Origin of the sequence: Desulfobotulus mexicanus (genome assembly GCF_006175995.1) — a bacterium.
GTDB lineage: Bacteria > Desulfobacterota > Desulfobacteria > Desulfobacterales > ASO4-4 > Desulfobotulus > Desulfobotulus mexicanus.
Genome location: NZ_VDMB01000007.1, coordinates 58,196 through 77,665, shown reverse-complemented (window position 1 = coordinate 77,665; position 19,470 = coordinate 58,196). Strand labels below are relative to the sequence as shown.

Annotated in this window: 14 protein-coding genes; 9 read left to right on the top strand and 5 right to left on the bottom strand. The window is 52.1% G+C overall.

From position 1 onward, the window contains the following. Positions 1-113 precede the first annotated feature (113 nt). The 9 genes from FIM25_RS07340 (at position 114) to FIM25_RS07300 (ending at position 13,833) form a co-directional block, all read left to right on the top strand. Positions 114-785, top strand: coding sequence for an ABC transporter ATP-binding protein (locus FIM25_RS07340; protein WP_139447815.1), 672 nt, complete (start codon positions 114-116; stop codon positions 783-785). Beyond that, positions 769-3,267, top strand: coding sequence for an ABC transporter permease (locus FIM25_RS07335; RefSeq protein ID WP_139447814.1), 2,499 nt, complete (start codon positions 769-771; stop codon positions 3,265-3,267). The genes FIM25_RS07340 and FIM25_RS07335 overlap by 17 nt, the downstream gene beginning before the upstream one ends. A 31-nt stretch (positions 3,268-3,298) precedes the next feature. Beyond that, positions 3,299-3,982, top strand: a complete 684-nt coding sequence (locus tag FIM25_RS07330) for an arylesterase (protein ID WP_179953235.1) — start codon at positions 3,299-3,301, stop codon at positions 3,980-3,982. A gap of 179 nt (positions 3,983-4,161) precedes the next feature. Further along, positions 4,162-4,473, top strand: coding sequence for a hypothetical protein (locus FIM25_RS07325; protein ID WP_139447810.1), 312 nt, complete (start codon positions 4,162-4,164; stop codon positions 4,471-4,473). A 101-nt stretch (positions 4,474-4,574) separates the two neighbouring features. Beyond that, positions 4,575-6,116 carry an SDR family oxidoreductase gene (locus tag FIM25_RS07320; protein ID WP_139447809.1) on the top strand — a complete coding sequence of 514 codons (1,542 nt, stop codon included), beginning with the start codon at positions 4,575-4,577 and terminating at the stop codon, positions 6,114-6,116. 202 nt (positions 6,117-6,318) lie between these two features. Then, on the top strand, positions 6,319-7,134 hold the full coding sequence (locus tag FIM25_RS07315; RefSeq protein ID WP_139447807.1) for an ABC transporter ATP-binding protein: 816 nt from the start codon (positions 6,319-6,321) through the stop codon (positions 7,132-7,134). Further along, entirely contained in the window at positions 7,131-9,725 is a 2,595-nt protein-coding gene (locus tag FIM25_RS07310; protein ID WP_139447806.1) for an FtsX-like permease family protein, read from the top strand. Before FIM25_RS07315 ends, FIM25_RS07310 begins: the two co-directional genes overlap by 4 nt. Further along, positions 9,722-10,840 (top strand): lipocalin-like domain-containing protein, encoded by a 1,119-nt coding sequence (locus FIM25_RS07305; RefSeq protein ID WP_139447804.1) that lies wholly within the window; start codon positions 9,722-9,724, stop codon positions 10,838-10,840. Before FIM25_RS07310 ends, FIM25_RS07305 begins: the two co-directional genes overlap by 4 nt. 110 nt (positions 10,841-10,950) lie before the next feature. Beyond that, on the top strand, positions 10,951-13,833 hold the full coding sequence (locus FIM25_RS07300; protein WP_179953234.1) for a sensor domain-containing protein: 2,883 nt from the start codon (positions 10,951-10,953) through the stop codon (positions 13,831-13,833). A gap of 278 nt (positions 13,834-14,111) precedes the next feature. On the opposite strand, the gene FIM25_RS07295 is transcribed toward FIM25_RS07300, so the two are convergent. From FIM25_RS07295 to iorA, 5 genes are all read right to left on the bottom strand, one after another. Further along, the gene (locus FIM25_RS07295; protein WP_139447801.1) at positions 14,112-15,023 is read right to left on the bottom strand and encodes a DUF2156 domain-containing protein; all 912 of its coding nucleotides are present in this window, start codon (positions 15,021-15,023) and stop codon (positions 14,112-14,114) included. Beyond that, complete coding sequence (locus FIM25_RS07290; protein WP_139447800.1) at positions 15,020-15,475, bottom strand: GNAT family N-acetyltransferase; 456 nt, start codon at positions 15,473-15,475, stop codon at positions 15,020-15,022. Before FIM25_RS07290 ends, FIM25_RS07295 begins: the two co-directional genes overlap by 4 nt. Next, positions 15,439-16,401: a GGDEF domain-containing response regulator gene (locus FIM25_RS07285; protein WP_139447798.1), complete on the bottom strand. Its 963-nt coding sequence runs from the start codon at positions 16,399-16,401 to the stop codon at positions 15,439-15,441. Before FIM25_RS07285 ends, FIM25_RS07290 begins: the two co-directional genes overlap by 37 nt. A 224-nt stretch (positions 16,402-16,625) precedes the next feature. Next, positions 16,626-17,213 (bottom strand): indolepyruvate oxidoreductase subunit beta, encoded by a 588-nt coding sequence (locus FIM25_RS07280; RefSeq protein WP_139447797.1) that lies wholly within the window; start codon positions 17,211-17,213, stop codon positions 16,626-16,628. Positions 17,214-17,267: 54 nt separating this feature from the next. Next, positions 17,268-19,124 carry an indolepyruvate ferredoxin oxidoreductase subunit alpha gene (iorA, locus tag FIM25_RS07275; RefSeq protein WP_139447795.1) on the bottom strand — a complete coding sequence of 619 codons (1,857 nt, stop codon included), beginning with the start codon at positions 19,122-19,124 and terminating at the stop codon, positions 17,268-17,270. Positions 19,125-19,470: the final 346 nt, after the last annotated feature.

Here is a 19,470-nt window from a genome sequence, read left to right as displayed (position 1 = left end):
GACACCTTTTTTGCTGAATTGCTGTTGTTTCTCTTTGAAAATGTGCATACTTTTCCATGAACTGTCCTTGCTCTGCAAGGATTTACTTTTTTTTAAAATACCATGGAGGCTGTATGATCCGGGCCCAAGCCCTTGAAAAATCCTATCAGGTGAACGGACGTACCCTTGCTGTGATCCATCCCATGGATCTTCATATTAAAGCGGCTTCTTTTTCGGCCATTCAGGGGCGCAGCGGTTCCGGCAAAACTACCCTTCTGACCCTGCTTTCCGGTCTGGACAGGCCAACGGGGGGGCGTCTTATTCTGGATGAAGACGATATCACGGACTGGCCTGAATCCCGCATGGCCGCCTTCAGAAATAGCAAAATCGGTTTTGTGTTTCAGGATTTCCACCTGATTCCCGGCATGACGGCTTTGGAAAATGTTCTCTTTCCCGCAGAGCTGTCCGGAAGCTCCCATGCCCGTGAACGGGCAGAAAGTCTTCTGCGGCAGGTGGGACTCTGGGAAAGGAGGAAACACCTGCCCCGTCAGCTTTCCGGTGGAGAGCAGCAGCGGGTTGCCATCTGCCGTGCCGTGGTGAACCGGCCGAAAATCATCTTTGCCGATGAGCCCACTGGGAACCTGGATTCGGCGGCGGCGGATGGGGTAATGCAGCTTCTGGTGGACCTGAAGGAGCAGGAAGGGGCCACCCTTGTGGTGGTTACCCACAGCGCCGAGGTGGCGGAGCAGGCCGATCGTGTGATCACCCTGGCCGACGGGGAGGTTGCCCATGACAGCGGCGCTTAGGATGCTGGGCCGTATTCCTTCGGAGTGGCGTCATGCTCCGGGAACGGCTCTTTTGTTTTTTGCCTGTGTTTTTCTTTCCGTTGCCGCTTTTTCCGGTGTGGAGAATCTGCGCATGGCCGCAGACCGTATGCTGAAACAGGAGGCCAGAAGCTTTATCGCATCGGATATGGAGATTCGCTCTGCCTTTTCCTTTTCCCATGGTGCCATGGCTGCGGTGAAGGAGCTGGAGGAAAGCGGGCGGATACGCACTGCCTTTGTGACTGAATTTCTTGCCATGGCCCTGCCCGATAAAGGCCGTACCGGTCTTGTTTCCGTCAAGGCCGTTTCAGAGGGTTACCCTTTTTATGGCAGGGTGTCGCTGGCATCGGAACAAAGCCTCGGGGAGGTACTGCAACCGGGAATTCTCATTGCAGAGGCCACGGGACTGCGCCGTCTCGGGGTTGAGGAAGGGGACAGCCTGCAGTTGGGAGATGCCTTTTTCACCGTAAAGGATATTGTTTTGTCGGAGCCGGATCGTCCCATTGATGCGGCAGGGCTGGCACCCCGGGTTTTCATCCATCATAAAGATCTTGATGCTACGGGCCTTGCCGTTACAGGGAGCCGTGTCCGGTATCGTCTTCTGGTGGCTTTAGGAGAAGAGGGTGACAGAGGGGCTGTGAAAGCCCGGCTGTCTGCAGCTCTTCTTGACGGAACAGAGGAACTGCGTACCTATGAGGACACGGGGAACCGGGCTTTACGCTGGATGGACTCCCTGTTTTATTATCTGCGCTTCTGCGGTATTGGCATTCTTGTTTTGTCCGGCTTTGGCATACGGGGCAGCCTTGTGGCTTTGTGGATGCAGAGGGAAAAGGGTGTGGCCCTGATGAAAACCTTAGGGGCAACGCCCTTTCAGGTGGGCTGCCACATGGCCCTTTTTCTTGCATCCATAGTGATTCCTGCCCTTCTTGCGGGCTGGCTGGCAGGCTGGGCACTGGCCCTTGCCATGGGTTCTTTTATGGCGGAGATGCTGCCGAGGGGTCTTGTTTTCGGCTTTTCCTTTGAAACCCTGCTGCTGACCCTTCTGGTGGGCGGTGGATTCACCCTTTTGTTTTCCATTCTTCCCTTCAGCCGTATGGTGGCAACACCTCCCGTGAGAATTCTGCAGCGGGGAGAAAACAGCGGCAGAGCTGGAAGGCTTGCCCGTATTCTTTTCTGGGCAGGTGTGGCAGGGCTTCTTGTTCTGGCAGCCCGTATGTTACAGGAGGCGGGGGGGAGCCGTGTACCCGTACTGATTTTTATGGGTTCCATGGGAGCCACCGCCGCCGCAGCCTGGTTTCTGGTGCAGCTGGCCACCCGGTTTCCCGCCAGAGGCGCAAGGCACAGGGTGGTTATGCAGGCGTTGAAACGGCCGGGGGCCACGCCAGTTGCCACCGTTGTTTCCATGGCCATTGCCACAGGACTTGTTCTGGCTCTGGTGCTGATGGAGCGGAATCTCTCAAGGTTGTTTATCGATGCCTTTCCTGAAAATACTCCCAATCTTTATGTGATAGACATTCAGCCATCCCAGAGGGAGGCTGTGGAGGAAATTCTGGGGCCAAAAGCTCTGTTCTTTCCCATGGTGCGGGCGAGGGTGATGGCTGTGAATGACAGGCCCATTGATGCTGCTGCGGAAAGAAAGAAACGGGGAGATAACCTTGGCAGGGAGTTCAGCCTTACCTGGCACGGTGCCATGGAGGATGAAGACCTTCTGGAAGGAGACACCCTGTTTCAAGATGATCTGGATGAAGCTCAGGTTTCCATTCTGGATTATATACGGGAGACTTATCCCCTACGTGTGGGAGACCGTATCACTTTCCGCATACAGGGGGTCTCCATGACAGCTGTGATCACCAGTGTGCGGAAAAGGCAGGATGGAAGTCTGCGGCCCTTTTTTGTTTTTAACCTCAGGGAAAAGGATCTTGGGGATGCGCCCCATACCCTTTTTGCGGCCCTGTCTGCGGACGGGAAAAATCAGGAAATACTGGAGCGGAACCTTGCGGAACAGTTCAGTAATATCCGTATTATTGATGTTCGGGAGATGATAGACCGACATGCTGATCTTGCACGGCAGATGGCAGGGCTTTTGCGGGCCTTTTCCATGGTAGCCTTTGGTGCGGGAATTCTTGTGTGGCTGGGTGGCCTTGCGGCAACGGCTGCGGATCGCGCAAGGGATGCTGTCCTGCTTCGGGTGGTGGGAGCGGACCACCGCTTTCTTCTGGAGACCGGGGTGCTGGAAACGGGTATTCAGGGGCTTTTTGCCGTGGGTCTGGGTTTTCTCATTGCAGAAGGCCTTGCGGGCTTTGTGGTGGTGAAGGGCTTTGGTCTGGATTTCAACCCGGAGTTTCTTCTTCTTTCCGGATGTTCCGTGCTGGCCCTGCTGGTGATTGTTCTTCTCGGGACAGGGGCTGCATGGCCCTCAATGGGAACACGGCCTGCGGATGCCGTACGGGGTCGGAGCAGGTAGAAAATTATTGGATGAAAGGCGGAGAGAATTGATGAAAAAAGTATTTTTCTGTCTGGTCTGCAGTGTGCTCCTGCTCAATCTGGGCTGTGACCGTAAACCAGAGGCGGAAGTTGCTGGAAAAGTGGCCATGAAAACGGAGTATACCATCGTTGCCATGGGAGACAGTCTGACGGAAGGCCTTGGCGTGCTGCCGAATGAGGCTTATCCTGCCCGTCTGGAGCAGATTCTGCAGGAGAGGGGATGGCCCGTTGAAGTTATCAATGCAGGGGTCAGCGGTGAGACCTCTGCGGGTGCCCTTTCACGGGTGGACTGGATTATCAGCCGTCTGAGGCCGGATCTGGTCATCCTTGTCAGCGGTGCCAATGACGGTCTGCGTCGTATTGCTGTGGATGACATGGAGAAAAACCTGGATGAAGTGCTGCGCCGTATGGATGCTGCGGGTATTCCAGTTATTTTGGGGGGGATGCAGATGTTTTTCAATCTGGGTCCGGCCTATGTGAAGGAGTTTGAGGCGGTGTATCCGGGACTTGCCAAAAAATGGGATGTGGAGCTGATTCCTTTTTTTCTGGAAGGGGTGGCTGGTGAACCCTCCATGAACCAGTCCGACGGGATTCATCCCAATGCAAAGGGCTATGAAAGGATTACGGATCAGCTTCTTCCCTTTGTGGAGAGGAAACTGGAAAAAGCGGGGTTGGATCTTTTTGGGTCCGGATGAAAAAGACTTTTTGACTGTCATCAGGCATCAAGGGCTGTATTTTTTTCTGCCTGATCTTTACCTGCGGCATTTTATGCCTTAGAGTCTATTTATCTTCAGGTTGTTCCGTTCCGTTGAGCAACCATAATTTTCCCGTCAGATGATCTTTCCTTCAATCCTTATCTTTAAAGGAGCCAGCCATGGATGTAAAAGACTATTGCAAAGGCACAGAAATGGAACTTACCGCATGGAAAGCCAAATTGTACGATCTGACCCGGAAGCTTGACAGGCTGTCTGCGGCGGATAAAGAAAAGGTGACTGCCAATGTGGAAGATTTGCATATCATTGTAGCGGAGCTGGAAGACCGTATCAATCAGCTGCGTTTCGAGTGCCCTGCGGAGTGGGCACCGGTGAAGGATAGCATTGAAAAAGGCCATGTGGATATGCGCGGGCGTTATGAAAAGACCATGGAAGAAATAGGGCGGTACGCCCCTGTTTCCATTGCAGGATAATTTTTTTTGCATTTATATAAAAGCTGTGGGCGGGAAGGTTATCAGGACCTCCCGCCTTTTTTGATGCAGCATGGCTTATTATTCTCATGAAAGGAGCATCCATGGATTTTGAAATTCCGGAAAGGCCTCTGCTGGTTACGGGGGCAACGGGTTATATAGGGGGGCGGCTGGTGCCCCTTTTGCTGTCCAGAGGATTCAAAGTCCGGGCCCTTTCCAGATCTTTGAGAAAAATGCATGCCCGGCCCTGGAGCAATCATCCAAATGTTGAGCTGGTGGCCTGCGATCTTATGGATGGCCCGGCTCTGGAAAAGGCAGCCGAAGGCTGCTCCGGTGCCTGGTATCTGGTACATTCCATGGAGGGAGATTCGGCCGGTTTTGCCGCAAGGGAAGAAAAAACGGCAAAGAATATGGTGCAGGCTGCGGAAAAGGCCGGTTTGGAACGGATCGTCTATTTGAGTGGCCTTGGGGATGAAAAGGATCCCCATCTCAGTTCACACCTGAAAAGCAGGCATGCCGTTGCAAGGATTCTTGCTTCCGGAAAAACACCGGTCACCGTTCTTAGGGCCGCCATGGTGCTGGGTTCGGGAAGTGCATCCTTTGAAATTCTGCGCTATCTGGTGGATCGCCTGCCCTTTATGCTGACCCCAAAGTGGATACGGACCTCCTGCCAGCCCATCGGCATACGCAATACCCTGGAGTATCTGGTGGGGGCCATGGTACATCCGGATATGGGCGGGCAAAGCTTTGATATCGGCGGTCCGGACATCTTAAGTTATCAGGATCTGATGCAGCTCTATGCGGACGAGGCCGGATTGAAAAGGCGGATCATTATCCCCGTACCTTTTCAGACTCCGGGCCTTTCAGCCTTCTGGGTGCATCTGGTCTGTCCCCTTCCCGCAGGTATAGCAAAGCCCCTTGCAGAAGGTCTTCGAAATCCTGTGGTCTGCGGGGATATGCGCATTGCCGGGCTGATTCCCCAGAAGCTTCTGTCCTGCAGGGAAGCCATCCGTGAAGCCATCCGCAAGGTGGCCCAGGAAGAGGTGGAAACCCGCTGGTCCGATGCGGGAAAACTCCTTCCACCGGAATGGGTGCAGTGTACGGACCCTTCCTACAGCGGCGGCACCATTCTGGACTGCTGCTACAAGGTGAAAATCCGGGGAAATCCAGAAAAGATCTGGCAGAAGGTGACATCCATCGGTGGTAAAAATGGATGGTATTACGGGGATATTCTCTGGCGTATCCGGGGACGCTGGGATCAGATCACAGGGGGCGTGGGCCTGCGGCGGGGACGCAGACACCCCGAGGAGCTTCTGGTGGGGGATGCCCTGGATTTCTGGCGGGTTCTTGATGTGAAATCCCATGATCGCCTGCTGCTTCTGGCGGAGATGCGTCTTCCCGGCGAAGCCCTGCTGGAATTTCGTATGAAAGATCTTGGGGATGGTCATTGTGAACTGCAGCAGATGTCCCGCTTTCTTCCCAAAGGGCTGCTGGGCATTGTTTACTGGTATGCCCTGCTTCCTTTTCATCATCTGATTTTTAAAGGCATGCTGGGTCGTATGGCAGAAGCTGCCGGAAAACCCGCTGGCAGTGTTCAGGCCTTTTCCTATGACTGGAAAGCCCTTGTGTGTACTTTGGATGAGTGAGGGCTGCTCTGTTGGGGTTTTAAAAGATAAATATTTGCCTAAGTATGCAGCATATTTTATTCTACAATTCAGATATTGTAATTTCAGCAGCTTTGCGTCACGGGCAAATTGTCTGGGTGCCTGTGAACTTGCCTGACAGCTATGGTCCTTAGCCAGCAAAGATATTGCTGAACAATCCTTTGCTGCCGGACAAGGAGATAATATGGATGCTGCCATTGAAAGCAGAAGCATGGAAGACATGTATGAAAACCCGGTGCCGCTGGTTTTGGCTTCAGGTCTCTGCCGTTTTTATGGCAGAAAGGGTGTGGAGCTGAAAGCGCTGGATTATGTGGATCTTACCGTGAACCGGGGAAATTTTGTACTGCTGAAGGGACGCAGCGGATCAGGAAAAACCACACTTTTGTCTCTGCTTGCCGGTCTGGACAGGCCGGATGCTGGCAGCCTGAGGGTAGGGGATTATGACCTGTCTCCGGGAAAAAATCCGGATCTGGATACCTTTCGCCGTCACGGTGTGGGGGTTATTTTTCAGTCCTTTAATCTTCTGCCCACCTTGCGGGCCGTGGAAAATGTCATGCTTCCTTCGCTTCTGGCAGGAAGCAAACAAGGGGCTGCACAGAAAAGGGCAGGGGATCTTCTCAAATCCCTCGGCATGGGGCAGCGCATGCATCATCTGCCTGCGGAACTTTCAGGCGGTGAGATGCAGCGGGTGGCCATAGCAAGGGCACTTGTGAACGAACCGGATCTGCTGCTGGCCGACGAACCTACTGGCAATCTGGATGAAAGCAATGCCATGGCTGTTATCGCTCTTCTGTCGGATCTGGTGAAAAAAGGGGCCACCCTTGTCATGGCTACCCACAGTGACATGGCAGATCCCTTTGCCAGCCATATAATTCACCTGATGGACGGACGGGTTTCTGACGCAAGGCCTGATCCTTTGGCGTCGGCGGCCTCTTTTGTAAAAGGAGCCGCCCATTATACGGATACCCGCACCACCTCCATTCAGGGCATGAAGCCATGAAGTTTTTTTTCTTTCTTCTTTTCCGTATTTCTCTGCGTCATCTGCTGCGGCAGAAACTGAGAACTTTTGCGGCCCTTCTGGCCATTGCTCTGGGAGCCTCCGTATTTTCCAGTGTGCGCATGGCCATTGACGGAGCAGGGGAGAGTTTCTCCTCATCCGTCACACAGGTAACGGGCCGGGCGGATTATCACCTGACCGCCGGACCGGAAGGCATACCGGAAGAGCTGATGGCGGATTTCCTGCATCATCCGGATGTGCTTGCGGCGGCTCCCTTTTCTTCTGTTTATGTGCTGCCGGACAGACAAGACAAGCAAGGAGAACGCCCTTTTCTGCTCATGGGGCTGGATCCTTTTCTGGATACCTCCTTTCGGCAGTGGGAGCCTGTGTCTTCCGAAGAAGATTCTGGCGGAATTTCCGAACTGGTGACAAGGCCCGGTGCCATGCTTGTGACCCGTAGTCTTGCCCGAAGGCTGGATCTTGGCCATGGAGACAGTCTGCGGATTCTCCACGGAGGAAAACCCGCTGATATGTTTGTGGCAGGGATTCTGGAGGAAAAGGGGCTGGCTCTGGCCGAGGGCGGAGGGCTGGCTCTTTGCGACATGGCCACCTTTCAGGAAAGTACGGGCCGCTATGGCCTTGTGGATCGCATGGATCTGAGGCTGCATGCAGGGGCGGATATAATGGCTCTGGAAGCCATGCTGCCTTCAGGGGTACAGATGCAGCCTGCCACAGTTTTCAGGGATACTGGCCTTTCCATGGTAAAGGCCTATCGCATGAATCTTCTGGTGATGGGTTTTGTCTCTCTTTTTGTGGGCATGTTTCTTGTTTACAGCGTGGTGGCCCTCAATGCCGCATCCCGAAGCCGGGAGGTGGCCATGCTCCGGGCCATGGGCGCTGCAAAGGCATCCATATTTTTGCTTTTTATTACAGAAGGTCTGCTGCTGGGGATCATGGGCTGGCTTTTTTCTCTGCCCCTTACCCTCTTGGCTTATCCCTTTTTGCAGGATGGAGTTGGAAAAACCCTTGAGACCCTTTTCTTTGGAAAGGGTGTGGCAGCCCATGCCTTTAGATTTAAGGATCTCTGGCTGACCCTTGCGCTGACTCTTTTTGTGGCCGCCATCGCGGCCCTGTATCCAGCACTTCAGGCCACGTCCGTATCAGCGAAAAGGGCCATGGCGGCAAGGGATTTTTCCGTCAGAAAACCCGGTGCAGGAAAGCCTGCTGTTCTGGCGGGTTTTGGGCTTCTGGCCGCAGTTCCCCTTTTTGCAGGACTGCCTGCACTGGATGGCCTGCCCATGGGCGGATATCTGGCAGCCTTTTCCCTTTTCGGCGGAACGGCTTTGATTCTGCCCTGGGTATTGGCCCGTCTGGGGCCGGGCATGGCCCTTTTTCTGGGACGCAGTTTCGGTGTTTCTGCCTTTCTGGCGGCAAGGCAGTTTCGGGAAAGTGGTGGCCGTATTGCTCTGGCAGCAGGTGCCCTGACAACGGCCGTTGCCCTTTTTGTGGCCCTTTCCCTGATGATTACAAGTTTCCGTGAAACCGTGCGTCTCTGGGTAGACCAGAGTATCAGCGGGGATCTTTTCATCCGAAGTAAAATGGCAGAGTTAAATGATTACCGCTATCCCCTTTCCGCAGAGCTTGTGGCTCAAATAGAGAAACTGCCGTCATGGGATGCCTTGGGTTACCGCAGGGTGAAACTTGAAAAAAATGGCCTTGTTTTTGATCTGGAAGCCATGGATATGGATATTCTTTCCCGCTACGGTGGTTTTCTCGATGTCACCGGCAATTCTTCCGATGCATATTTTTATTCCGGCCATGGACCCATTCCCCTTCTGGTATCGGAACCGGCTTTGCATCTCCACGGACTGGATAAGGGGCAGATACTCGATTTTTATGTGGACGGAGTTTTCCTGCAGTTTGAGGTAAAAGCCATTGTCCGGGATTTTCGTACCCGGACACTTGCCCTTTTCTGTGACATGGAGGCTCTTAGGCATCAAACGGGAAATCAGGAAATTTCAGGGATGCGCCTTTTCTATAATAAGAGTTCCGGTGACGGAGGGCAGGAAAAGGACCTTGCCCTTGAACTTTTAAGAAACCAGCTTCTAAAAGATTACGGAGACAGCGTGGATGTGGTGGCAGGTCTTTCTTTGAGAAATGCCGTTCTGGATATTTTCGATGAAACCTTTGCCGTGACCTTTGTTCTTCTGGCCATGGCCCTTGGCATAGCAGGGCTTGGCATAGCCACCACCATGACCCTGCGGGTGATGGTGGAAAGGGTGGAGCTTCTGACCCTGAGAAGCCTTGGGGCTTCTGCTTTTCAGGTGCGGTCCATGGTACGCTGGGAGGCAGGGCTGCTTCTGGCCTTCTCCCTTGTGGCAGGTCTTGCCTGCGGCTTTGTGCTTTCTTATCTCCTTATCCATGGCATCAATAAACAGTCCTTTGGCTGGACCTTTTTATTTGCTCTGGATGGTATGAATCTTTTGGCAGGGATTCTGATGATTTTTCTTGCGGGAATGCTGGCGGCAGGCCCTGCCATGGCCCTTGCCCTGCGGGGGTCTCCGGCGGAAGCCCTCCGGGAGGGAGCTTCATGAAAAAGTTTAAGGTTTTTCTTCTTGTTTTTTTTTCGCTCTGTATTTTTCCCTTCTTTGTCTCCGCCGGGGATTTTCCCCGGGTGGACGGACCCTGCGGGCTGGTTTTTCCCAAAGATCATGGTCCCCATCCGGATTTCCGGACGGAATGGTGGTATTACACCGGCAACCTCATGACGGATACGGGGCGGCACTTTGGCTATCAGCTCACCTTTTTCCGTTCCCGCCTTGGGCCACCGGGTCGCTTTACACAGCCGGAAAAGTCTTCCCCATGGCGGACAGAAGAAATATGGATGGCCCACGGGGCTGTTTCCGATATGGAGGGCAGAAGACATTTCCATGCCAGCCGTCTGATGCGGCCTGAGCCGGGGATGGTTTCATGGGGCATGGAGGATTCCGCCTTTTTTATCCATATGGGCGAGTGGAAAATGAACCTTGGGGAAAAAAAGCAGCACCTTGCACTTGTGGAGCATGATTTTGCCTTTTCCTTTGAGCTTGAGCCTGAAAAACCCCTTATACTGCATGGCGATGGGGGTTATTCCCTTAAGGGAAATGCTCCGGAGAGGGCCAGTTGTTATTATTCCTTCACCCGTCTGAAAACCCGTGGCAGTATAATACTGGGGGAAGAAAAGTATGGGCTTGAAGGTTTGTCCTGGATGGATCATGAGTTTTCATCGGAACCTCTGGATCCCGATGCCGTGGGCTGGGACTGGTTTTCCATTCATCTTTCCGACGCTTATGATCTCATGTTTTTTCAGGTGCGTGCAAAGGACGGCTCTGCCCTGATTTACTCCGGAACCCTTGTGGACCCTGAAGGAAAAAGTGTTTCAATCCCCATGGAAGATGTGGCATTATCTGTTCAAAGCACCTGGCGCAGCCCGGAATCCGGGGCTGTTTATCCGGTGGCCTGGCGATTACAACTGCCCTCTGTGGATCTGGATCTTTACTTTGAGACGCCCCTTAAGGATCAGGAAATGCGTCCGCAGGACAGCCCCGGCAGTGTCATTTACTGGGAGGGCAGCATCCTTGTTTCAGGAACCCGAAAGGGAAAAGCCCTGACGGGAAAAGGCTATGCCGAACTGACGGGGTATGCGGGTTCCATGGCCGGGAGGCTGTAGTTTACTGGTGCCTGTGCAATCTGCCTGACAGCTATGGTCTTTAGCCAGCGAAGATGGTGCTGGCAGTTACATTTTTTTTAGAATCCACCTTGTTCCCAAGGAAGGCTTATATGTCCCACCCATCCCATCTGCCGCAGGATCTGGAGTTTCTTTTGAAGGGCCTTGAAAGCCGCATTGCCGATATTTCCCATGCCATGGAAAAGGGTAAAAAGGTTCTTGATAAGGAGGATCTTTTGCGCCTTGCCGCCTGGGATGTGACAGACATGGGGCTTTGCATTGTGGATGAAAATGGCCTTTTTGTGGATGTTAATCCAGCCTATACACGGATATACGGCTATACCCGCGAAGAATTAAGGGGCAGGCCCTTTACCATGGTGCTGCCCGAAGACCGGGAAGCCATGGGAAGAAAAGCCTTAAAGGATTTTTTTGAAAGTGGTGATGAGCCTGTGATGGAATGGGAGGTAAGGAGAAAGGACGGCACCCTTTTTCCCATTCTGGCCACAGCCGGTCTTTTTAAGGATGATAAGGGCGCAAAATATAAAATCACCAGTGTTATGGATATCACCCGGACCAGAAAAGACAGGGAGCTGCACCAGCGTCTTGGTTTTATCTTTGAAAACCTCAAGGAAGAAATCTTTCTCATCAATCCTGAAACCTTCTGCTTTGAAGAAGCCAATGCCAGCGCCATAAACAATAGCGGATTTGATCTGAATACCCTTCGGTCCATGGTTTTCTGGGAGCTTTTCATCGGGGCCGATGCTGCAGCCTTTAAGGATCTGGTCGCAGAAATGGGAATCTGCTCCGAAGGTAAAAGGCGATTTCAGGTCTATGTCTGTCGCAGGGACAAGACCTGCTATGAGGCGGAAGTACGTCTCCAGCGCATCCGCACCGAAGAAACCTGTGTCATTGCCATGCTGGTCCGGGATATTTCTGAATCCATGGAAACCCTGAGAGCCTTAAAGGAAAGCGAGGAAAATCTTTCCGAAGCTCAGCAGGTGGCGGGTATAGGAAGCTGGAAGTTGAACAGGAATACCGATACGCTGCGCTGGAGCCGTCAGATGTTCAGGATTATGGGGATGCCTTCAGACGGCCCGCTGCCGGATTTTGCATCATTTTTAAAAAAGGTGCCGGAAAGGGATCATGCTAATATTGAAAAGGCTCTGGATGCTGCCTGGAAGGGGGGCGAGGCTTTTCAGCTGGAGCATGGGGTTTTTGTGAACCGGGAGCTGCGTATTATTTCTGTTCTTGGCCGGGCCATCAAGGATGCTGAAGGCAGGGTTCAGCATCTGGTGGGAACTTCCCAGGATATTACGGAAAAAAAGAAGGCCGAGGCCGAGCTTCATAAACTCACCATGGCCATTGAACAGAGTACCAATGTGGTCTTCATTACGGACCGCCATGGCACCATAGAATATGTAAACGGGGTTTTTGAAAGGGTGACGGGCTATGTCAGGGAAGAGGCCATTGGCCAGAATCCCCGTATTCTGGCTTCCGGAGAAACCCGACCTGAAACCTATGCAACCCTCTGGGAGACCATTCTTTCAGGCCAGACATGGCGGGGAGATTTCAAGAACAAAACCAAGGGTGGCTCTTTCTACTGGGGCAAGGGGCTGATTACTCCCGTGCGGGGCCTTGGCGGTGAGATTGTTCATTTTCTGGCCATACAGGAAGATATTACGGAGAAAAAACAGGCCGAAGAACGGGCTTTATATCTTGAAACCTATGATGTGCAGACAGGTCTTTTGAACCGGGACAGTTTCATCCGCAGGCTGGACGGGGAGTTTTCCGGAACGGGTGCGGGGCTTCTCATCGACATTGATGGTTTCAAGCTGGTCAATGATCAGATCGGGTATGCCCGTGGGGATCAGGTTTTGAGGGCGCTGATCCGGAGTGTGGATCAGGTCATGGATGCCAGACTGGCAGCGGATCGCTGGTTTATGGGGCGTTTTGGTGGAGATCAGATGGCCCTTTTTATAAGGAATATGGGTTCTGCCGAGGCCCTTGCCCTGGGAGAAGAAATCCGCAGACAGGTGGAAGCAAAGCGTTTTGATGACAGCGGTCTGAGGTTAACCGTATCTGCGGGTCTGGCATTGATTCCTGAACATGCGGGCGATGCAGTCACCTTGCTGGCTGTGCTGGATGCGGCACTGGGGAAGGCCAAGGAGCTGGGCAAGAACAGGTGTCGTATTTTTGTTCCCGAAGACCGGGAAGGGGAGCTGAAACGGGCTACCTTCCATAAGAAACAGCGGATTCTTGATGCTTTGGCAGGGGACCGCTTTGAGGTCTGGTATCAGCCCCTGCTGCATCTGGTTTCAAGAAAAATATTCCATTATGAGGCTCTGGTACGGATGCGGGATTTAGAAGGTAATGTGGTTCTTCCCGGAGCCTTCATACAGGCGGCGGAACGCCATGGGCTTGTGGGTTCCATAGACCGGGTTGTGGCACAAAAAACCTTTGCCCTGCAGGCCATGCTGGAAAAACAGGGGAAAAAACTATCTTTTTCCATGAATCTTTCCGCAAGGGATCTGGCCGATGCGGGTATGGCTGCCTTCCTTCAGAAAAGCATTAAAGAAAGCGGTGCAGACCCGGAGAAGCTTATTTTTGAAATCACGGAAACCGCAGCCATTCAGGATATGGACAGGGCACTGGATTTTATCCGGCAGATGAAGGCTCTGGGATGCCGTTTTTCTCTGGATGATTTTGGGGTTGGTTTCACCAGTTTTGTCTACCTGCGGGAGTTGGGTGTGGATTATATCAAGATAGACGGTTCCTTTATCCGCAAGCTCCACGAAAGACAGGAAGACCGTAGTGTGGTCCGGGCCATTGCCCAGATGGCAAGGGAGCTGGGTATCATGACTGTGGCTGAGTTTGTGGAAGTACCCGAAACGCTGGAAATTCTTTCCGGGTTTGGTGTGGATTTCGGTCAGGGTTTTTTCATAGGAAAACCGGCACCGGCTTCCCTTGCCTTCAGTGGTATTCCTGTTCTGCCTTAGCAAAGAAAAGGGGGCGCAGGCCCTCTTTTTCCCTCACCTTCCTTAATGACCTTAAAGTCTTTAACGACTTTAAAGTCCTTAACGACAATACCCAAGACCAGCCGGAGCAGGTAGGGCAGATACAGGATCTGCGCCTGCGAATGGATTGTGCAGCCCCTGTTTTGTAGGGGCAGGCCCCTGTGCCTGCCCTCAAGGCCAGGGTATGTGTAGGGGCACCCTTTACGGGTGCCCGCAACAGGCACTTTGGCCGATTCCGCTCTGGTATCTGTTCCGCTTTATCAAAGGAGGGTCAGAACAAAGGACTTTTCTTTGCGTATGGGATAATAGGAGCTCTTGGCATGGGCCAGTCCAGGCTCATCCATGTCCGATTCCTTGTTGATGAAGAGAATATCCTCAGAAAAAAGCCTGCGGCAGCATTCCCTGTCAAAATACTGATACAATCCTTTGACAGAACCCATTGCCTTTTCAAAGTGCAGCACACCCATATCCGCAGTCAGCCGGTTGCCAATGCCAAAGGCCACAAGCCTGCCATCCAGTGAAAGTCTTAATCCCCTGAATTCTGTATTGTCAATGAGTTCTATGGCATTGGCCGCAGCAATTTTTTCACAGGCCATATCCGCTTCAGGGTCCCTGTCACATTTGCGCTCCCTGCACCATTCCTCGAGAAAATCCAGACATTCGGGAGTATCTTCTTTGGTGATGGAGCGGATATCTATCCGGTCTTCACTGAAATTTCTTTCGAACTGGGAGATGAGGTTGCGTTTTTTTGCGTACTTTCTTCCCTTGAGTTCCGCCAGATCTTCTTTGGCATAGATATAATCCGTATAGGCACTCTGCTCTTCCACCGTGAAAAAGTTTTGCAGAGCTTCCTGATCCACCTTTTCAAGCCAGGTTTCAGGTACAAACCAGATGGCTGGAAAACCGGAGTCAAGGCAGAGCTTATGCAGCTCTTCCGGCGTCCAGTCCCTTTCCGGGGACAGGGGAAGGATGAGGTGGCGCAGTTCCGTCTGGTGAATGTAATCTGCTGCAATGATAAGGCTGTCTGCCTCAAGGGCAGCTACGGGATGGTAGGCCTTTGTCTGCCATGAGAGAAGAGAAGGCAGAGAGTAGCTGCAAAGGGGGTATTTCTGGTTTTTGAAATAGGGGACGAGTTCATTGTAATCCTGAATGGAAATCTTTCTAAACTTCATTTTTTTCCTGATACATCCGGGGCAAAGCCCATCATTTTAAGGGTTTTTCCATGGAGCATGGGCAGAGAGCCGGGCATGATGCCAAAGTCCAGTTTTTCATAAAAGGGGTGGGAGCCCCTTTCTGCGATTAGTCCTATCCACTCAATGCCTTCTGTGGCAAGCAGTTGGCACAGCTCCTGAATTATACGAGCGCCGATACCCTGTCCGCGCCAGTCTTTATGCACGGTGACATCCTGTATGTAGGCGTCACATACACCGTCACTGATCACCCTGCCCATGGCAATAATACGGTTTTCTGTACGGGCGGTTAAAAAAAGATGGCTGCCTGCAATTATGCGGGCAACCAGCGTCAGATCTTCGGGACCCTGCCACCAGTTTTCAGCCTGGTAGAGGGCCATAATATCCCGGCACTCCGTCAGTCCGGGATTTTTGAGGACCAGGATTTCAGGCATTGCATACTTTCTCTGCAATCATTGCTCATCAGGGTGGTGATCTGGTTTCTGCCGTTCTTTTTGGAACAGTACATGGCCATATCCGCACGCTGGATAAAGGTTACAAGGTTTTCTTCTGTAATATACTCTGTAATACCTATGCTTACGGTAATATAAACAGGTTGAGGCATGCTGGCCGGGAAGAATTTTTCACTGGCCAGTCCTTCCTGAATACGTTGTGCCACCACAAGGGCTTCCTTGACCTCGGTTTCCGGCAGAAGAACGGTAAATTCTTCTCCACCGTACCTGTAGGCGGAATCCATGATGCGGAGGGAATTTTTTATGATGGCTCCCATGCGCATCAGTACACGATCCCCTTCAAGGTGACCATGGCTGTCATTATAATCCTTAAAGTAGTCGATGTCGAGGAGCAGCAGAGATAAAGGACGCTGGTATCTGTGAAAACGTTCTACCTCTTTTTCAAGGCGGGAGTAGAAATGTCTGGAATTGAACAGGCGGGTCAGCTCATCGGTGATGGATAGCTCCTGAAGTTTTGCCAGCATTACTTCCCGCTCCTGGGTCAGTTTCCTTTCCCGCAGAACCCGTTTAAGACGCAGAAGAATTTCTTCAAAACGTGCCGGTTTGAAAATAATGTCGCTGGCACCCCTTCTTATGGCTTCCTCATAGGAGTATTCCGCACTGTATCCGGTCATGATAATCACATCTGTATCATAGGTGGCGCGGATATGTTCCGTCAGCTCAAGGCCGGACATGCCCTCCATCATGATGTCCGTGATGACCACATCCATAGGCCCGCATTGTCTGAGGTGATCCATGGCTTCTTCTGCACTGGATACCGCTACCGTATGGAAACCGTTCAAACTGATATAGGTTTCCATGGCAGAGCGGATGGCACTGTCATCGTCCACAACAAGAATTCGGGTCATGGGAATATCCTTATCCGTCCAGCAGTCTTATCAGCACCCGCCCGAGGTGATGAAAGCATTTTGATATTAGTAAAGTCTGTACTATAGCACAGGAATGCGGTTTGGTGGAAGCATGAATACGTAACATGGAGTGGATGGTGGAAAAGAATTTAAAGGGAGGCTGGCAGGTGTACTGCGACCATCCTGTTTCTTGAAAATGGATGGCCGCAGCTGTTTATAAAAAATCAGGCGGCTCTGGCAAAACCCTTTTCAAAGGCTGCAAGGTTCATTTCCACAAAGTCGGCTTTGGTCCGGGTTCGGATGGCTTCCCGGATGGAATCCGCAGTGATGGGAAGAACGCCTGTTCCTATGAGGGTGCCCAGCAGTACCATATTGAGACACATGGGATTGCCAGCTTCCTCGGCAAGGGTCGTTGCATCAAAGGCAATGAGACGGCCGGTTTTATTCCTGAGGGTTTCTGTTACCGTTTCCACATCAGGATAGGTGCCCCGGCCTATAAAGGCCGTGAAAGGGGGCAGGGGACGGGTATTGGTGATGGCAACGGTATTGGCATTGCATTTTTTTAAAGCCCGCAGGGCTTCGCATGGCTCAAAACTTACAAAAAGATCCGCTTCTCCATCGGAGATGATGGTGGATTTGGCATCTCCGAAAACCAGAGCAGATTCCACAACACCACCCCTCTGGGCCATGCCGTGGATTTCACTCATGCGCACAGGCACACCCGACATGAGGGCGGCTTCACCAAGAACATGGGAGGCGAGCAGGTTGCCCTGACCACCTACTGCAACGATAATAAGGCGTTTGGGTTCCATGGGTTTCCCTTTATCTGGATAGGGCCGGAGTTTTTCGGCCCAAAGTCTTTTTGTTTAAAGGCTTCTGGCCGGTACTATGGCGTTTTCAGGACAGGCCTGGGCACAGAGGGCGCATCCCACACAGACATGGGCGTGAATGCCGGGTTTGCCGTCCTTGACGTAGAAGGCAGGGCATCCAAGGGCATTGATGCATTCCATGTGGTTTTTACATTTATCCGGATTAACCTGGAAGGGCTTACCTTTGAGCTGTTTCAGGTTTTTTGCATAGAGGGCGCATTTTTCCTTGACGATGATTACGGAAATCCCCTCAAAGGCAACGGATTCCTGTATGGTTTCAATGGCTTTTTTTACATTGAAGGCACGGATAGTGGAAACATGCTTGACGCCAATGGCTTTCACAACGGCTTCGATGTCCACGGTGTTGTAGTTTTCCATGGCAAGTTCCGTCATGTCCACACCGGGGTTGGGCTGGTGTCCTGTCATGGCGGTGGTGCGGTTGTCAAGGATAACCAGAGTGTAGTTGTGGTTGTTGAATACCCCGTTGATCAGTCCGGAAAGGCCGGAATGGAAGAAGGTGGAATCCCCCACAAAGGCCACAACCTTTTTGTCCGTTACCGTGGAGAAACCGCAGGCTGTGCCTGAGGAAGCACCCATGCATACCACAAAATCACCCATGCCCAGAGGTGGAAGAAAACCTAAGGTATAGCAGCCGATATCTGAAGGGAAGACTACATCCATGCCTTCGCAGGCTTTTTTTGCGGCATAGAAAATGGATCTGTGGGAGCATCCGGCACAGAGGGTGGGCGGACGTATGGGAAGATCAGGAACACCCTGAGCGTCCACTGGAGCGGGTGCATCCAGTTCAATATCAAAGAAGGAAGCAATGTTTTTACGGACCATGGCCGGATCAAATTCAAAGAGCCTTGAGAAAAGGTTCTCATTTTTTCCTGCTATGGGAAGGGTGAGGCCTTCTTCCTGGGCAAAGGCCTTGACGGCTTCTTCCATGAAGGGTTCGCCTTCTTCAATGATAAGTACTTTGTCACAACCTTTAATAAAGTCTTTAATCATTGCTTCGGGCATGGGGTTGGAAAAGCCCAGGCGCAGAATTTTTATCTTCTCCGATGCTCCAAGATCCTTTACCGCATCCGCAGCATAGGTATAGCTTACTCCATTGGCAATGATGCCGAAAGACCCCTTTCCTTCCATAAAGTTCCAGGAAGAGTCTTCTGCCATTCCCTGAGCTGTTTTAAGATCTGCCAGCAGTTTTACGTGCAAGCCCCTTGAAACCGCAGGTACTGTGACACAGCGCATGGGATCTTTAATGAAATCCCCTTTGGTTTTACGGGGGGGCAGCTCTCCTAAGGTAACAACGGAGGTGGAGTGATTTATGCGGGTGGTGGTACGGAACAGAACGGGCCTTTTCAGTTTTTCTGAAAGCTCGAAGGCATCCTTGACCATTTCCTTGGCTTCTTCCACGGAAGAAGGCTCCATCATGGGCAGGCCACCGAATTTGGCATAATAGCGGTTGTCCTGTTCATTCTGGCTGGAGAACATGAAAGGATCATCTGCGGTGAGGATGACAAGGCCGCCCGTTACCCCCACATAGGCAAGGGTCATTAGCACATCCGCAGCCACATTGAGGCCTACGTGTTTCATCATGCACATGCTGCGGATGCCACAGTTGGCAGCAGCGGCAGCTACTTCAAGGGAAACTTTTTCGTTGGTGCTGTATTCAAAATAAAGGTCGCTTTCCCGGGACATCTGAAAAAAGTTCAGGGAAAGTTCGGAAGAGGGTGTGCCGGGATAGGTGGATGTAAAGGCCACACCCGCTTCCATGGCACCCCTGGCAATGGCCTCGTTTCCTAGCAGAAACATGGATTCGCCGGGCTTGTCGGTCAGAAGTTTATGCATGGTGATTCATTCCTTGATAAAGATGGCGGTACGGTCTCCATGTCCTTCAGCAGTTTTACCGTCAGCAGGAGCGGAAAAGGTAAGGATAAAGGAGATGTTAAGGCCCGTCCACCGGATTCCGGATTTTTAAGGACGCAGCATATACAATGTTGAAGATTCATATAACAGGGGTGTTCCGGGTGTAAACACCTTTTTGTGGAAAGGTCTTACAAATAAGATCCCCGGCAGACTCACAGGCTGTTGTCATGCTATGTGACGGATCGCTGGAGGTGGCAGGCTTTACAAGCCAGATCCCCTCGACTATAAGTTTTTTCTGTTGAAAGATATTATGGTGTCCTTATGTCGC

Coding starts and splice junctions, on each gene's coding strand:
- FIM25_RS07340 (WP_139447815.1), top strand. CDS start 114: ATGATCCGGGCCCAAGCCCTTGAAAAATCCTATCAGGTGAACGGACGT.
- FIM25_RS07335 (WP_139447814.1), top strand. CDS start 769: ATGACAGCGGCGCTTAGGATGCTGGGCCGTATTCCTTCGGAGTGGCGT.
- FIM25_RS07330 (WP_179953235.1), top strand. CDS start 3,299: ATGAAAAAAGTATTTTTCTGTCTGGTCTGCAGTGTGCTCCTGCTCAAT.
- FIM25_RS07325 (WP_139447810.1), top strand. CDS start 4,162: ATGGATGTAAAAGACTATTGCAAAGGCACAGAAATGGAACTTACCGCA.
- FIM25_RS07320 (WP_139447809.1), top strand. CDS start 4,575: ATGGATTTTGAAATTCCGGAAAGGCCTCTGCTGGTTACGGGGGCAACG.
- FIM25_RS07315 (WP_139447807.1), top strand. CDS start 6,319: ATGGATGCTGCCATTGAAAGCAGAAGCATGGAAGACATGTATGAAAAC.
- FIM25_RS07310 (WP_139447806.1), top strand. CDS start 7,131: ATGAAGTTTTTTTTCTTTCTTCTTTTCCGTATTTCTCTGCGTCATCTG.
- FIM25_RS07305 (WP_139447804.1), top strand. CDS start 9,722: ATGAAAAAGTTTAAGGTTTTTCTTCTTGTTTTTTTTTCGCTCTGTATT.
- FIM25_RS07300 (WP_179953234.1), top strand. CDS start 10,951: ATGTCCCACCCATCCCATCTGCCGCAGGATCTGGAGTTTCTTTTGAAG.
- FIM25_RS07295 (WP_139447801.1), bottom strand. CDS start 15,023: ATGAAGTTTAGAAAGATTTCCATTCAGGATTACAATGAACTCGTCCCC.
- FIM25_RS07290 (WP_139447800.1), bottom strand. CDS start 15,475: ATGCCTGAAATCCTGGTCCTCAAAAATCCCGGACTGACGGAGTGCCGG.
- FIM25_RS07285 (WP_139447798.1), bottom strand. CDS start 16,401: ATGACCCGAATTCTTGTTGTGGACGATGACAGTGCCATCCGCTCTGCC.
- FIM25_RS07280 (WP_139447797.1), bottom strand. CDS start 17,213: ATGGAACCCAAACGCCTTATTATCGTTGCAGTAGGTGGTCAGGGCAAC.
- iorA (WP_139447795.1), bottom strand. CDS start 19,124: ATGCATAAACTTCTGACCGACAAGCCCGGCGAATCCATGTTTCTGCTA.